The organism is Paenibacillus timonensis, from assembly GCF_022427145.1.
Classification (GTDB): Bacteria; Bacillota; Bacilli; order Paenibacillales; family Paenibacillaceae; genus Fontibacillus; species Fontibacillus timonensis.
Genome location: NZ_JAKSXN010000048.1, coordinates 1 through 15,062 on the forward strand (window position 1 = coordinate 1; position 15,062 = coordinate 15,062).

The window sequence follows — 15,062 nt, forward strand, 5'->3', positions numbered from 1 at the left end:
ATTAGTGTGGATTTGAGCAATTAGATTAGATTTGAGCAATAGATTAGATTTGAGCAATAGATTGGATTTGAGCAATAGATTGGATTTGGGCAATAGATTGGATCTAAGCAATTAGTTAGGATTAAGAGCTTTAATAGATCAGCTAGGTGTAATTAGATGCTAGTCGGCAAGCTTCCCCCAGCAAACACACCCCCTTATTAGGCTGCTATGGAAAGAGGGGGATTCGGATGGGCTGCGATCAGTTGGCGGTAACAGAGCGCAGGAGTCGTCATACACATTTGCAGCAACTTCCGGCACATTGCCGTTTTTTTCGGCTGTAAGCGTAGATGCCGGCGCACGGTGTACTCGTTCAGGTACGCCTGCAGATACTTATGTCCCAGAGCTGCGTAGGTACTCGTCAACGATTTCCATGCCTCCCGCACCACTTTACGCAAAGGCAAATACAACCGGAAGGTCAAGGGAAACGAGGGAAGCGTCGAAGTACTTACCTCCACGTGATCATTGATGAACGCAGCAAGCTGTTGTCGGCTTGCTCTTCTACCGTCTCCTCTTTTTTGCGGTATCAAATGGATCTTCACCTGTTCGGGCTCGCCTGACTCCGTTACTGTACACCCCGCTACGACCGCCAAGGCGTAGGGATGCGAAAGCTGGCAACGGTTTGGGTCATATCCGTACTGATCGCTGTTCACCTTCACGTCCCCCCTTAACAGCTCCCGGGCATCGAATTCCCCGACGGCATGGCGTATTTTGTGGAGCAATAACCAGGCGGTCTTGTAGGTGACCTGGATCACCTGGCTCAGCCGCATCGCCGAGATGCCGTCTGGAAGCAGGAACAACTCCAGCGCCTGGAACCACTTCAACAGAGACAGACGCGTTCCTTCAAAAATCGTGCCGACCAAAGCTGACGTTTGATGTGCACACCTTCCGCACTCGAACAAGGGGATGCGCCGAGATGTCACGCGGCTGCAACGCGTATAAGCACAGCGCGGACAAACAAAGCCGTTCGGCCACTTCATCGCGATCAACGCCTCCATGCACTCTTCCTCGCTAGAATAACGGCTTCTGGTTGGTTGAAGAGTTGATTCCGCAGTTACTTCCATAGTTTTTCCCTCCCAAAGCAATAAACGCGCACATACGTTCCCTTTGTGTTAAATTATACCAAACAAATGTTCTCATTTCAAGTCTAGCTTATTGTTTTTTTCTTACCGATTCCTAACTTCCTGATCAATAGGGATAATCGTGCAAAGGGGGCAGTGGAGGGGGACTGTGGGGGTGGCAGGGATTCAGCAAGACGAGACTGCAGCAAGTTGCGGGGAGGACGGGGAAGATGCGACAGAGAAAGACAGCAGCAGTAGGGCTGTGGAAGACAGGGAGGATGCGGCAGGGTGAGGCAGCGGGTGCAGGTTACGGGAGGAGGGAAGGATGCGCGAGGACGCGCAAGGACGCGCAAGGACGCGCAAGGACGCAACAGCAGTAGAGTGAAGCCACGTGCATCAGGTTGCAGGAAGACGGAGAGGATGCAACAAGGTGAGACAGCAGCATTAGGGTGCGGGAGAGGCATCTGCTCTCCCGTCCTCGCGCCATGAACTTAATCGACAACCTTCTGTGCGGCGATTTTTGCCATCGCGTGCTGATGGGGGATGCCGGAGGAGTTGCAGTCGAACACGACCTCCGCGCTGTCCCGGATCAGCCAGTCGCGGTATAACGCGAGAAGCTCGCCGGAATGCCAGGGGTAGGCGAAAGGTTCCTTTTCCGGCGGCGGGGCAATGAAAGGTTTTTGCACGAACACGTTAAACACGTGCAGACCTCCATCCCGGGTAAAACGCTGATAACTCGCGAATACATCCGCTCTCTCCTCCGCCGGGAGATAGTGCAGTACGCCGCTCGAATGCAAAATATCGAATTCCGTATCGAGCCGGAAGTCGCGGATGTCGGCCTTAAACACGTTGACGTGCACCCCTGCACGGTCTGCTAGCCGTTTGGTCTTCTCAATGCCGGCATCGGTCACGTCGAACGCGGTGACCTCATAGCCGTTGCGGGCCAGGAAAACCGCGTCTTTTCCTTCCCCGCAGCCGATGTCGAGCACCTTAAGCGGACGGGTTGGGGGCATCCATTGCAGGATTTGATAACAAGAGGAATTCGGCTCCGTCCCCCAGTAATACTCGGGAATCCGGTACTGCTCCTCGTAGATCGTCACCGGCTCCGCTTGGGCGGCATACCCTAGCAGCTTGTCGACCGTGACGCCCAGAATGCCGGCCAGCGGGGGCAAAAGGGTGATATCGGGCATCGTCTGGGCGTTTTCCCATTTGGAGACTGCCTGGAAGGACAGTCCTAGTTTCTGGGCCAGCTCGTCCTGGGTCCATCCCTTTTCCTTTCGGTACCGGATGATCGTGCGGGCCAACTGTTCTTTCATCTGCTTCACGCTCCTTGGTATCCCTATTGTAGGGGGCGATCACGCAACCGCACAATAACCCGTTCCTAGAAAAAAACGCCCGACTCAACCGTCGGTTGAGTCGGGCGTTCTTGCCCGTGCTCGCTTTATTGCGGGATGGCCTGGCCCTTCACGGCGGTACCGGTCTTGGTCAGCTTATAGCTGACGATCTCCCCGCTCCAGAAATGGAACTTCAGCGTCACTTCGCCGTCCTTCACCTCTTTGAAGAACTCCGGCAGCAGCTTGATTTGTCCGGACGCCAAGTCCGGCATAAACGTATAGCCGAACTCTTTGTACGAGGTCCAGTTTTGCGGACCGGCGAAGCTGCCGTCGGCGTAAAACGCCTCCATCGTCGCCAACTGGTTCCCGTTAAACCGAATCGGGATGGTGAAGGCATCGGTCGTGCCCGCCGCATCGCTCAGGATGGGGGTGTCATAGACGCACACTTTCATCCGCCAGTCGGGCCCGTAGCTGAATCGGGCGGATAACGTGGCATGAAGGCCCAGGTGCGAGTGCTTCGTCAAACGGGTCAACAGCCCGGACTTCAGCGTCAGTTCCTCGCCGTTCAGCTCGTAATCGCTGCCTTTCTTCAGCTTCTGTCTGTCCGCAAACAAAGCGGTGAGCGGATTGTCGTTCAATTGGAGTTTGATCTTGACATCCTTGATTTCCGCGCCTTTTCGTACATACACGAGATCGGTTTCCGCGGTCGCGACGCGTTTTTTCCAACTCGCCTTCATGAGCTGGTACAGCTCCTCATCCGACCATTTATAAGTCAACCGGCCGAAATGCTGGCCATTATCCCACAGCATATGGGTGATCCGTTTCGACTGCACGTCATTCAACAGGTAATCGAAAAATTTGAGCTTTTCACCTTGCTCGATGACGGCGGTGCTCCGATCAAAACCAAGCAGGCCGTACTCGCCAAGAATAACGGGGATGCCTTTAGCAACCAACGTGTAGTATACGTTGTCAAAGGTGGTGACGATGTCCTGCTGGGTATCTTTTTCAAACCGGTAATACCCGGCGATATTGACGCTAAACGGCCAAAAGCCGTAATAATGCACCGTTGCGATCAGATTCGGATCGTTCAAGCTGCGGATCGTCTCGTACAACTGGTCCAGATCCTCTTGCGCCGGAGACGTTTCCCGCGTCGGCAACACTAGCGGGCGCACGGCGTTCTGGCTCCCCGACTCCCGAACGATCGAGTGGAAGGACGTGGTCAGTTCGCGCAGCATCTCGTATTGCTTGGCGCGGTCCGTTGTCCCGCCGTCGGTAAACCGCGGCTCGTTGATGCTTTCGAACAACAGCTTGGAGGGATAATCCTTGAACCGGTCAGCGATTTGTTCCCACAGCGCGTTATAGCGGGCCAACACCTCGTCATGGTTCTTCTCCATATGGCTAACCCAAAGCCAGGAGTCGTGATGGATATTGATCATGACGTACAGCTTGGCGTCGAGTGCCCAGTCCACGACTTCCTGGACCCGGTCCAGATAAGCCGGTTCAATTTGATAATTCGGGGCATCGCCGAGATGGACGTCCCAGGTTACCGGGATCCGGATGCTTTTGTAGCCTTGAGCGGCAATCGTTTGAATCAGTTCCTTCGTCACCCGGGGATTGCCCCAGGACGTTTCGTCGTCGCCGGTGGCGTCCAACGTATTGCCCAGATTCCATCCCGGCTGCATCGCCTCAACCACCGCTTGCATGGAGCGTTTGGACGGTGCGCTCGTGGACGGGTCGGCCGCCGCGGCTTTGGCCCCCGGCGCCGCTACGCCGGCAAATAAGGCTGCCAGCAGCGCAGCGGCTAAGGCCAGCGCGAGCGCGGATTTACGTTTGCTTTTCCTCATCAATTCGTTTCGAACCTCCTCCAGTTTTCTTTTGAAAGCGTTTACCAGATAATAAAATACCATGGTCGTCGATCTCAAAATACCTGAAAAACTAGGAGGAATTTCATGGCTAAATTGGATAAAACCTCATTTCTTTCGCCAAGCCAGGAAATATAAGGGGCGCTTCCCGATGACCGAAGGGGTGTGCAGCCATTTGACGATCCGGGTGGACAGCCATTGGCAGAGCAGGGCTTGAATGATGATTTTCCAATCGATGACGAGCGCCGTAAGGAGAAAGATCCCGCCGTTCATCCAGAATAACGCCGAGCCGGGGTTCACCCGCTTCCGCTTGGCAATGGCGAGCGCAACGAAGCCGATTCCGCCGTTCGTTACCCGTTCCTTGAACAGAATGGAAATGCCGATGCCCAGAAACAGGGAACCGGCAAGCAGGTTGACCCAAACGTTGGCAAAGGGGGTATGGAAGTACACTTCAAAATAATTTACGGATACCGAAGTTACCGTGATGACCATGATGGTCCCGATCGCGCTGATCCGCCCCAAGTAATGGACGGCAAACAGGAGAAACGAGATGTTGGTCAGCCATAAGCCAAGGCTCATCGGCAGCTCGAACCAATAATTCAGCAGCACGGCAATGCCTGCGCCGCCGCCGGAGGGGATCGAATGGGGGAACAGGAATACGCCCATGGCGAAGCCTTGGATCAGCGAGCCGGCGATGATATGGGAGCTCTTTTGCCATAAGCGGCGCAGAAAATAAGCCCGGACGGGGGAACGTTTCATCGACACGAAAATCATCCTTCAAGAAGATGGAATGGCAGGCTAGTCCTGCTTATACAGCCTATGCGCCCGAGCAGGCGGGCATGCCAAGGACACCTGCCCAATCCATGTTTTGTTGCCGGAGAAAAAGGGTTTAGGGGGAGAAATATGGAATAAAAGGGTTGTACATAACAGGGTGAAACCCAATCAGCCGATGAAGGGTGAGCATGCATGACCATTCTTAAGGATATTATTCTTCAGCTGTTCTTTGCCCATATGCCGTTCGTCATGTTTAGCGTGTACTATCGCGATCAATCCCGGAACTACACGCAGAAATTCATCGCGTTTTCCAGCATGATTTGTTTGTTCCTTTCGATGACCTTCGGGGCCAGCGTGGTTAACGGTTATTTTTACGACATCAGGTATACCATCATGTTTTTCGGGTTGATATTCGGGGGACTTCAGACGGGGTTCGCCCTATTGGCGGAGTTTCTTATGTATCGTTTATATATTGGGGGCGACGGGACGTTCATTGCGATGGTGATCATGCTGGTGACGTTCCCAGGTTCTTACTTGCTGTACCGCATGTACCGGAAATCCGAAAAAAAGTCGCTGATTTTATTGCTGGCGGGCGTGTTTTTTTCCGTAACGCCGCTTCTGTTCGTTTATCTGGAAAATCCGGAATCGGTCATCCGCAATCTGAGTTTTCATTTATTGGTTATCCCGATGCAGAACTTGGTAGGCTGCTGGCTGCTGATTACTTTGTTCAGAAAAGCGGTTACCGATAAAGAGTTGTTCATCAGCTATGGGCAAAACGAACGGGTTCGGGCCATCAGTCACGTGGCGGCTTCGCTGGTCCATGAGGTACGGAATCCGCTGACCGCGGTGAAAGGGTTTCTTACGTTGATCCGCGACGGAGCGGCGGATCGGGGGCGGATTGAACGCTACATTGAAATTTGCATGAGCGAAATCGCCCGCACGGAATACATCTTATCCGAGTATCTGGCCATATCCAAGCCGATCGGCGATAAGCAAGAGCCTACCGACCTGGAGGAAATGCTGCGGATCACGAAGGATGTCATGAGCCCGTATGCGAACATGCATAACGTGTTGCTCGAAATCAGCCATCCGCCGGAGCCGGTATGGATTTTGGCCAATCCCGATAAAATGAAGCAGGTGCTAGTGAATTTCATCAAGAACGCCGTCGAAGCCTGTGCCGAAGTGCCGCATTCTCGGGGCAAGGTTACTTTGCGGCTGCAGATCGAGTCGCGTCGGGTCATTTTAACGATTCAGGATAACGGGGTCGGCATGACTGATGAACAGGCCAAACGTCTCGGATCGATCTACTTTTCCACCAAATCCTCCGGGACAGGGCTGGGCATGACCTTCTCCTATCAGGCGATCCTCTCTTTTGGCGGCACGGTAAACGTGGAAAGCGAACCCGGAGCGGGGACGAAGTTTACGATTAGTTTGCCGATTTACACCCGAAACGAAGAAGCAAGGGAGAGGGTTGAAGGATGAGCAGACAAAGCGGAGAGCTTGTGGTGAAAATTGTGCTATGCGTGTTTTTATCCGGCGTGATTCTGTTTTTTGGTTTTTTTGCCGGCTTGTTCGTCTCGTTATCGGGCGGAGCGATGTTCTATACGCCTTTGGTACTGGCGGCATCGGCCGTGATGGTCGTATTCCTGGCTTTCTTCATGTTCTTGCCGGAACGGCACCGGCGCAAGTTGTATGTATTGCTGTTTTCCGTCGTTGTCTTGGGCGGGTTGACGACGGTGGTGTACGAGCTTCGCGAGGCGTACCATAACAGCATTCCGGTCGTCAGCGATCATGAGGTGAATATGGAGCCATACCGGCCGTTCGCAGACACGGGCAAGCTGGCGGTGCTTCCGGAACCGTCCAAATTGACGATGACGAAGGATCTGCCGCGTCTTGACGGGGCAACGGCACTCTATCCCTTGTATGCCGCGTTTGCGCAGGCGGTGTATCCGCGCCAGGAATATGACCTTTACCAAAGCGAAGTCATGGTGAATACAACGCCCGAGGCATATAAAAATCTAATCGAAGGCCGGGCGGACATAATCTTCGCTGCGGCGCCGTCGGAGGGCCAAAAGGCCGCCGCCCGCAAGCAAGGCAAGGAATTGAAGCTCACCCCGATCGGCCGTGAGGCGTTCGTCTTTTTCGTGAATGCGTCGAATCCGGTGACGGGTCTGACGACGGAACAAATCCGCGGGATCTACTCGGGAGAAATTACCCGCTGGAACGATGTTGGGGGCGGCGATGCGCGTATCCGCGCGTTCCAGCGCCCGAAGGACAGCGGAAGCCAGACGATGCTGGTGCGGGTCATGGACGGTCGTGAGCTGGCGGAACCTCTCAAGGAGGATGTCGCTTCCGGGATGGGCGGCATCATTTCGCGGACCGCGGATTACCGCAATTACAAAAACGCTCTGGGTTATTCGTTCCTGTTTTACGCCACCGAGATGGTCAAGAACGGGAATATCCGCTTGCTGGACATCGACGGCGTGAAGCCGGACCGAACGACGATCGCTAGCGGCAAATACCCGTTTGCGGCGGAATTTTACGCGGTAACGGCAGGAAGCGACAACCCCAACGTGGAGCAATTGATCGAGTGGATTTTGTCCCCGCAGGGTCAGTATATAGTGGAGCAAACGGGCTATACGCCGGTCTCCCCATAGAACGTATTGACACTCTTATGGAGGATCGATAAACTAAAAAATAGGAATTAGCACTCTGTCATATAGAGTGCTAACATATGGTTAGACAAGTTCCCCCATGCGGCGAAAGGAGATCTGTTTCATGGCAAAAAAGCAGTTTCAAGCCGAATCGAAAAGATTGCTGGAAATGATGATCAACTCGATTTATACGCAGCGAGAAATTTTCCTGCGCGAGCTGATCTCGAACGCCAGCGATGCCATCGATAAAATTTATTACCGGGCGTTAACCGATGATCAGCTGGTATTCAACAAGGACGATTATTTCATCAAGATCAAGGCGGACAAAGAGGCACGCACCTTGACGATTTCCGATACCGGCATCGGCATGACGAAGGACGAGCTGGAGAACAACCTTGGCATCATCGCCAATAGCGGCTCGTTTGCGTTCAAGAACGAAAACGAGTTGAAGGACGGTCACAACATCATCGGGCAGTTCGGCGTCGGCTTCTATTCCGCATTCATGGTCGCGGACGTGGTTACCGTCGTCAGCCGGGCGCTGGGCTCGGACGAAGCTTACAAGTGGGAGTCCAAGGGAGCTGACGGATATACGGTCGAGCCGTGCGAAAAAGCGGAGATCGGCACGGATATTATTTTGCATATCAAGGAAAATACCGAAGACGACCAATACGACGAATACCTCGAGGAATACCGGCTGAAATCGATCGTGAAGAAATATTCCGACTTCATCCGGTACCCGATCAAAATGGACGTCACGAACAGCCGGCCGAAGGAAGGCAGCGAAGGCGAATACGAGTCGTATACGGAAGAGCAAACCGTCAACAGCATGGTGCCGATCTGGCGCAAGAATAAATCCGAGCTGACGGACGAGGATTACGAAAACTTTTACATGGAGAAACGCTACGGTTTCGATAAGCCGGTTTCGCATATCCATATTAAGGCGGACGGCGCGGTCGTGTACAACGCGATTTTGTACATTCCCGAGAAAACGCCGTTTGATTATTACACCAAGGAATACGAAAAAGGGCTGGAGCTGTACTCGAACGGCGTGCTGATCATGAACAAATGCGCCGATTTGCTGCCGGACTACTTCAGTTTCGTCAAAGGGATGGTCGATTCCGAGGACCTTTCGCTCAATATTTCGCGGGAAATGCTGCAGCATGACCGCCAGTTGAAGGCGATTGCGAAGAACATCCAAAGCAAGATCAAGAGCCAACTGCAAACACTGCTCAAGGATGACCGCGAAAACTACGAGAAGTTCTATGCGTCGTTTGGCCGTCAGCTGAAGTTTGGGGTGTACAACGACTATGGCATGAACAAAGACGTGCTGCAGGATCTGCTGCTGTTCACTTCGTCCAAGGAGAAGAAGCTCGTCACGCTGGACGAATACGTCTCCCGCATGCCGGAGGATCAGAAATATATTTATTATGCCGCCGGCGAATCGGTGGAACGGCTGGAGAAGCTGCCGCAAACCGAGCTGGTGCTTGATAAAGGGTACGAGATCCTGTATTTCACCGACGATATCGACGAGTTCGCGATCAAGATGATCATGAAATACAAGGACAAGGAATTCAAGTCGGTGTCGAGCGGCGATTTGGGCATCGAAGCCGAGACGTCCGAAGAGAAGGCCGATACGGACGAGAACAAGGAATTGTTCGCGGCGATGAAGGACTTGCTTGCGGGCAAGGTGAAGGAAGTCAAAGCGTCCAAACGCTTGAAGTCCCATCCGGTCTGCTTGTCGACGGAAGGCGAGCTGACGATCGAGATGGAAAAGGTGCTGAACTCGATGCCGGGCGCGGACGGCCAGTCGGTCAAAGCCGACAAGGTGCTGGAGCTTAACGTGAACCACGATGTCTTCCAGTCGCTGAAGAAAGCTTACGACAGCGACAAGGAGAAGCTGGCTTTGTACACGAACCTGCTGTACAATCAAGCGCTGTTGATCGAAGGACTGCCGGTGAGCGATCCGGTCGAATTTACGAACGACATTTGCAAAGTGATGGTGTAAGCGGGCCGGGAGCCCGAGAGGATGAGAACCACCTTCTTCCGAAAAACGCGGGAGGGTGGTTCTTTTATTTTTGGCCTGGAATATGCCATCATGAGGATGGGGGCGATACATGGTGTTTAATGATTTCAAGCTCGTGGCCGAAACGCCGGTCTATGTGCAGGTGAGTAATTATATCAAACGGCTGATGATGCAAGGGGCACTGCGGGCCGGCCAACGGCTTCCGTCGACACGGGAGTTGGCGGAGCTGCTGGGCGTCAGCCGGGGCAGCATTATTGCCGCGTACGAGGCTCTGAATGAAGAAGGGCTCGCTTATGCCGTTACCGGCAAAGGCAACTTCGTTGCCGAGGTTGCCGCGCCGGGGCCCAATACGGTTCCCGAATGGCGGATGGATTGGCGCGAGCGGATGAATCGGCAAGCCCGGCTGTCCGTGGAGCTCGACCATATGAAACGCGGCAGGCCCGGCCTGCGGGCGGGTAAAGGCAAAATTTTGTTTACGAGCATCGCCCCTGACGAGCAGCTGTTTGATTTGGAGAACGTGAAACGCGCTTTTTTGGATCGGATGGCGGTGGAAGGCCGCGTTCTGTTGAACTATGGTTACGCCAAAGGATATAAACCGCTCATTGATTTTTTGCTGAAATATATGGAACGCAAGGGCGTGGATCTGACGGGCAAGGATCTGCTGATCACCAGCGGATTCACCGAGGGGCTGGACATCGTCCTGTCGGCGATCGGGCGGGACGGCGGCGCAGGCGGGCGCATGCTTTGCGAAAATCCGACGCATCAGACCGCCATCAAAAATTTGCGGCGGCACGGGTTCGAGATCACCGGCATTCCGATGGAGCCGGACGGCCTTGACTTGGCCGCGCTGGAGCGGGAGCTTCAAATGCAGCCGTTCGACGGTGCGTTCTTGGTGCCCTCCTATCACAACCCTACCGGCATTGTGACTTCCGCCGAGAAGCGGATGGCCTTGTTGGAGCTGCTTGGCCGCTACCGGGTGCCGGTCATCGAGGACGGTTTTAATGAGGAGTTGAGATACTCCGGTTCCCATGTTGCGCCGTTGATCGCGATGGCAGGGCAGGGGAACGGAGTGGTATACCTGGGAAGTTTCTCGAAAGTGCTGTTCCCGGGGATACGCGTTGGCTGGGTGCTGGCGGACCGGGAGCTGATTGAGGTGCTGGAAAGCGTCAAACGGGCGCGCAGCATACACACGTCTACTCTGGACCAGTCGCTGCTATATCAATATTTGCTTAACGGCAACCTGGAGAAATATCTGAAACGGGCCCGGGCCGAATATCGGCGAAAATACGAATGGACGAAAGCCTGCTGCGAGCGTGAGGTGCCGTATTCCCGGCTGTCGGGCAGCGGGGGGCTGCATCTGTTCCTGGAGTTTCCGGACGGGTTCGATACGTGGAAGCTGTTGGAGCTTTGCGCGGATCAGGGCGTGCTGTTTACGCCCGGAGATATGTTTTACGTGGACGGAGGAGGATGGAACACGATGCGGATCGGTTTCTCGCGTGTGTCCGAGGAAGACATCGAAAAGGGGATTCGCCTGATCGGCGAAATGGCCGCGAAGCTGTTAGAAGCTGTTCACGAATAAGAGTAAGCTGCGGATCGCTTGAGTGTGCTTGGACTCAAACAACGGTTGAAGGAGAGGAATCGGATGAAAATAGGGGTAATTATGGGCGGCGTCTCCTCGGAGCGCGAGGTGTCGCTGATGACGGGGAAGGAAATCGTAGGGCGGCTGGATCCAAGCAAGTATGAAGTGGTGCCGATTGACGTGACGAAACGGGAGGAGCTGATCGACCGGGTGCGGGGCATCGACTTCGCTTTGCTCGCGCTGCATGGCGCGTTTGGCGAGGATGGTACGGTGCAAGGGGTGCTGGAGACGTTGGGGATCCCCTATTCCGGGAGCGGCGTGTTATCCAGCAGCTTGTGCATGGATAAGAACCTGACGAAGCGGCTGTTGCAGGTTGAAGGGATCTTGACGCCGGACGGGGTCTATCTCGAGCGGGCCATGTTCGTTGACGGAACGTGGGAAGCCGAGCTCGCGGGACTAGCTTATCCGCTGTTCGTCAAGCCGAACGCGGGAGGCTCGAGCATCGGCGTACAACGCGTCGACCGGCCGGAGATGTTGCGAGGCGCGCTGGAGGAGGCGCTCCGCTGGGACGCATCCGTGCTCGTCGAGTCCATGGTGTCCGGCCAGGAAATCACCTGCCCGATCCTGAACGGGGAACTGCTTCCGGTGCTGGGCATCCGGGCCAATGGGGCGGAGTGGTTCGATTACGAAGCCAAGTACAGCGACGGCGGGGCGGAGGAGCGGCCGATCACGTTGCCGTCCGAGGTGGAGTCGCGGGTGCGGGAAGCGGCGCTGGGCTGCTATCGGCTGCTTCAGTGCCGCGTTTACGCTCGGGTCGACATGATCCTCAAAGACGGCGTTCCTTACGTGCTTGAGGTAAATACGCTGCCGGGGATGACGGCAAACAGCTTGCTGCCTCGCAGCGCCGCTGCCGCCGGCATGAGTTACGGCGAGCTCCTCGACCGGATCATCGAGCTGTCGCTTGCCGAGCGGGGTAAGGGCGTTACTGCCGAGGCGGCGCAACGGTAAAAATGTTGCATTTCGTACAACATTTCCCGCTTGGGGGGTATTCTCAGCAGCGCAGCCAACTCCCAAAAAAGACCCGCCAGTAGGCAACCGACACAAAAAAGACTCGCCCCGAGGGGACGGATCTCTTGGATCACAGTTGCTGCGCAAGTCGCCTAGTTGGCGAGGTTGCCGGCCAGCTCCAGCGCTTGCTCGACGGGCACATACTCGAAGTGCAGGTCCCGCGCGACGGAGGCGTACGTAATCGCGCCGCCGGCGACGTTGACTCCCTTGCGGAGGGCGGCCCGTTCGCTTAGCGCCGTGTAGAGGCCCTTCGAGGCGATCTCCAGCGCGTAGGGCAGCGTGGCGTTGGCCAGCGCCTGCGTCGAGGTGCGCGGCACCGCGCCCGGCATGTTCGCAACGGCGTAATGGACGACGCCATGCTTCACGTAAGTCGGATCGGAGTGAGTGGTGATCCGGTCCACCGTTTCAAAAATGCCGCCCTGATCGATGGCCACGTCCACCACGACCGAACCCGGGCGCATCGCCTTCACCATGCTTTCCGTGACCAGCTTCGGCGCTTTGGCGCCGGGGATCAGCACCGCGCCGATCACCAGGTCGGATTCGCCGACCGCCTCGGCGATGTGCTGCGGATTCGACATCAGCGTCTGTACGCTCGCGCCGAAGATGTCCTCGATCTGCCGCAGACGCTCCGCGTTCAGATCGATGATCGTTACGTCGGCGCCCAGGCCGATGGCCACGCGGGCCGCATTCGTCCCGACAACGCCACCGCCGATGATCGTTACCCTTCCGCGCTTGACGCCGGGCACGCCGCCGAGCAGAATGCCTTTACCTCCGTGCGGCTTCTCCAGGAACTGCGCCCCGATTTGCACCGACATCCGCCCGGCGACTTCGCTCATCGGCGTCAACAGCGGCAACGTTTTGTTCACTTCGACCGTTTCGTAAGCGATGGCCGTCACGCCCTGGTCTTTTAACGCTTGGGTCAGCTCCGGCTCCGGCGCCAAATGCAAATACGTAAACAGGATCAGACCTTGGCGGAAAAAGCCGTACTCCGACGGTTGAGGCTCCTTTACCTTCATCACCAGATCGGTAGACCAGGCATCCGCCGCGCCCGCGACCACCTTAGCCCCGGCGGCCGCGTATTCCGAATCTTCAAAGCCGCTGCCGGCCCCGGCGTTCGATTCGATCAGCACCTGATGTCCCGCATTCACCAGCGAGAAGGCGCCCGAAGGGGTCAGGGCTACCCGGTTTTCATTGTTTTTGATTTCTTTCGGCACTCCAACGATCATGAAGTTTCCTCCTCCGTCCATTTTGCTGACGACGATTCCGACATAAAGCCTATTTTGTCCAGAAATCGGCAAAACCTGTCAATGGATTTGACATCAGTATAGGACAGGAACGGCGGGTTTTGTTTGTGGAGATCGAAGAAAAAAAACCGCCGCGTTTGTGAAATTTCACAAATCGCGGCTGCCGCCGAAACGCTCGGCTTTCAGGTCCAGGTATAACGTTACTTTTTGCTCCATGCTGGCCAGGTCGATCCGGCCGATTTCGGCGATTCGCTTCAGCCGGTAATTCAACGTATTCGCATGAATGTGCAGCGCATCGGCGGCCGTCTTGGCATTGCTGTCGTGCGTCAAAAAAATTTCCAACGTATGCAGCAGCTCGCTGCGGTGTTCCAAATCGTACGTACGCAACCTGGCCAACTGGGCGTTAACGTTGCCGCGCTTCCGCGTTTCCTGCCAGATGAGCGGCAGATAGCGATAGTAACCGAGATCGCCGTACATCACCAGGTCTCCCGTTTCCCGAGGGAAGCGCTGTTTCACCTGAAGCAGGAGCAACGCTTCGCGGTAGCTGTCCTCCAGCCGTCCGTATTCGCTATAGAGACAACCGCTGGCCAGCCCGTCATAATCCGCTTTGAAAAAGGAACGCAAGTTTCGCTGGAGAAGTTCGAGCTGACCGGCAATCCCCTCGTAGGTGCCTGTCACGAGCGGGGCGCACAGTAGAATCAGCTGGTTCTTATCGACGGCGCGCAGCACGATCCGGCTGTAGCTGCAGACGGAGGCAAATTTCTCCTGCGCCTGCTGTTGCCAGGTTTCTTTGACCTCGACGGCAAACTGCAGGATGACCACATGGAAATGCAAGGGAAGAGCGATTCCGATCCGGTGGGCTTTATCCCGGATAAGGGTTTCGTTGGTTAGATGCCCGGTCAGCAGCTGCCAAAAAAAATCCCGATGCGCCTCATCTTCTTTATGGCGCTGGAGCTGCCATTGCGCCATTTTCGTGCGGGCGGCTCGGGCGGCTTTCATTAATAAGGCCATTTCCCGATCCGAAAAGGGCCTTTCGGTCTCCAGCACCCAAATGAATCCGACAACCCGGGTGCCCGAGCGGATGGCGGTCGCGACCCGTTCGCTCAACCCCACCTCGCGGATCGCGGCGATACGGATCGGCGTTTCGCTCTCCAGCAGGCGAGGGATGACGCCGTCCCGCCACAAGCTGCCGATGACCTGATCGGGCACGCGGCGGCCGACGATGGTGGCCAGACGCGCCGCGTCGGTCTCCGGCACATGCGAGCTGTAGGCGACCAACCGGTGGTTCGCGTCTTCGATCGTGACCGGACGCCCCAGCGCGTCGCTGATCTTCTCCGCGAGCAGTTCCAGATTGTCGGAGTAAGGTTCGAACGGGTCGTCCTGATCTTCTCGCATAGGGGCACCTCCGATACATGGTATTTTCAAAA

Annotated in this window: 11 protein-coding genes; 5 read left to right on the plus strand and 6 right to left on the minus strand. The window is 55.6% G+C overall.

Features of this window, described 5'->3' with window-relative positions; genetic code table 11:
• Positions 1-197 precede the first annotated feature (197 nt).
• The 4 genes from MJ257_RS17855 to MJ257_RS17870 form a co-directional block, all read right to left on the minus strand.
• Positions 198-1,100, minus strand: coding sequence for a transposase (locus tag MJ257_RS17855; RefSeq protein ID WP_240270505.1), 903 nt, complete (start codon positions 1,098-1,100; stop codon positions 198-200).
• A gap of 488 nt (positions 1,101-1,588) precedes the next feature.
• Positions 1,589-2,413 carry a methyltransferase domain-containing protein gene (locus MJ257_RS17860; RefSeq protein WP_240270506.1) on the minus strand — a complete coding sequence of 275 codons (825 nt, stop codon included), beginning with the start codon at positions 2,411-2,413 and terminating at the stop codon, positions 1,589-1,591.
• A gap of 125 nt (positions 2,414-2,538) precedes the next feature.
• Positions 2,539-4,275 carry a cellulase family glycosylhydrolase gene (locus tag MJ257_RS17865; RefSeq protein WP_240270507.1) on the minus strand — a complete coding sequence of 579 codons (1,737 nt, stop codon included), beginning with the start codon at positions 4,273-4,275 and terminating at the stop codon, positions 2,539-2,541.
• A gap of 126 nt (positions 4,276-4,401) precedes the next feature.
• Positions 4,402-5,052: a YitT family protein gene (locus tag MJ257_RS17870; protein WP_240270536.1), complete on the minus strand. Its 651-nt coding sequence runs from the start codon at positions 5,050-5,052 to the stop codon at positions 4,402-4,404.
• Between the two features lie 207 nt (positions 5,053-5,259).
• Here MJ257_RS17870 and MJ257_RS17875 point away from each other — a divergent pair, with 207 nt between their 5' ends.
• The 5 genes from MJ257_RS17875 (at position 5,260) to MJ257_RS17895 (ending at position 12,331) form a co-directional block, all read left to right on the plus strand.
• Complete coding sequence (locus MJ257_RS17875) at positions 5,260-6,549, plus strand: ATP-binding protein (RefSeq protein WP_240270508.1); 1,290 nt, start codon at positions 5,260-5,262, stop codon at positions 6,547-6,549.
• Positions 6,546-7,724: a PstS family phosphate ABC transporter substrate-binding protein gene (locus MJ257_RS17880; protein ID WP_240270509.1), complete on the plus strand. Its 1,179-nt coding sequence runs from the start codon at positions 6,546-6,548 to the stop codon at positions 7,722-7,724. The genes MJ257_RS17875 and MJ257_RS17880 overlap by 4 nt, the downstream gene beginning before the upstream one ends.
• Positions 7,725-7,845: 121 nt before the next feature.
• The gene (gene htpG / locus MJ257_RS17885) at positions 7,846-9,726 is read left to right on the plus strand and encodes a molecular chaperone HtpG (RefSeq protein ID WP_240270510.1); all 1,881 of its coding nucleotides are present in this window, start codon (positions 7,846-7,848) and stop codon (positions 9,724-9,726) included.
• Positions 9,727-9,838: 112 nt separating this feature from the next.
• Complete coding sequence (locus MJ257_RS17890) at positions 9,839-11,323, plus strand: aminotransferase-like domain-containing protein (protein ID WP_240270537.1); 1,485 nt, start codon at positions 9,839-9,841, stop codon at positions 11,321-11,323.
• A 63-nt stretch (positions 11,324-11,386) separates the two neighbouring features.
• Positions 11,387-12,331, plus strand: a complete 945-nt coding sequence (locus MJ257_RS17895) for a D-alanine--D-alanine ligase (RefSeq protein ID WP_240270511.1) — start codon at positions 11,387-11,389, stop codon at positions 12,329-12,331.
• Positions 12,332-12,483: 152 nt separating this feature from the next.
• Here MJ257_RS17895 and ald read toward each other — a convergent pair whose 3' ends face one another.
• Both ald and MJ257_RS17905 read right to left on the minus strand, forming a co-directional pair.
• Positions 12,484-13,617 (minus strand): alanine dehydrogenase, encoded by a 1,134-nt coding sequence (ald, locus tag MJ257_RS17900; RefSeq protein WP_240270512.1) that lies wholly within the window; start codon positions 13,615-13,617, stop codon positions 12,484-12,486.
• 165 nt (positions 13,618-13,782) lie between these two features.
• A complete protein-coding gene (locus MJ257_RS17905) occupies positions 13,783-15,030 on the minus strand; it encodes a PucR family transcriptional regulator (RefSeq protein WP_240270513.1) in 1,248 nt (415 codons plus the stop codon).
• Positions 15,031-15,062: the final 32 nt, after the last annotated feature.

Excerpts from the sequence above, each read along its gene's own strand:
- MJ257_RS17855 (WP_240270505.1), bottom strand. The coding sequence starts at position 1,100 with ATGGAAGTAACTGCGGAATCAACTCTTCAACCAACCAGAAGCCGTTAT.
- MJ257_RS17860 (WP_240270506.1), bottom strand. The coding sequence starts at position 2,413 with ATGAAAGAACAGTTGGCCCGCACGATCATCCGGTACCGAAAGGAAAAG.
- MJ257_RS17865 (WP_240270507.1), bottom strand. The coding sequence starts at position 4,275 with ATGAGGAAAAGCAAACGTAAATCCGCGCTCGCGCTGGCCTTAGCCGCT.
- MJ257_RS17870 (WP_240270536.1), bottom strand. The coding sequence starts at position 5,052 with ATGAAACGTTCCCCCGTCCGGGCTTATTTTCTGCGCCGCTTATGGCAA.
- MJ257_RS17875 (WP_240270508.1), top strand. The coding sequence starts at position 5,260 with ATGACCATTCTTAAGGATATTATTCTTCAGCTGTTCTTTGCCCATATG.
- MJ257_RS17880 (WP_240270509.1), top strand. The coding sequence starts at position 6,546 with ATGAGCAGACAAAGCGGAGAGCTTGTGGTGAAAATTGTGCTATGCGTG.
- htpG (WP_240270510.1), top strand. The coding sequence starts at position 7,846 with ATGGCAAAAAAGCAGTTTCAAGCCGAATCGAAAAGATTGCTGGAAATG.
- MJ257_RS17895 (WP_240270511.1), top strand. The coding sequence starts at position 11,387 with ATGAAAATAGGGGTAATTATGGGCGGCGTCTCCTCGGAGCGCGAGGTG.
- ald (WP_240270512.1), bottom strand. The coding sequence starts at position 13,617 with ATGATCGTTGGAGTGCCGAAAGAAATCAAAAACAATGAAAACCGGGTA.
- MJ257_RS17905 (WP_240270513.1), bottom strand. The coding sequence starts at position 15,030 with ATGCGAGAAGATCAGGACGACCCGTTCGAACCTTACTCCGACAATCTG.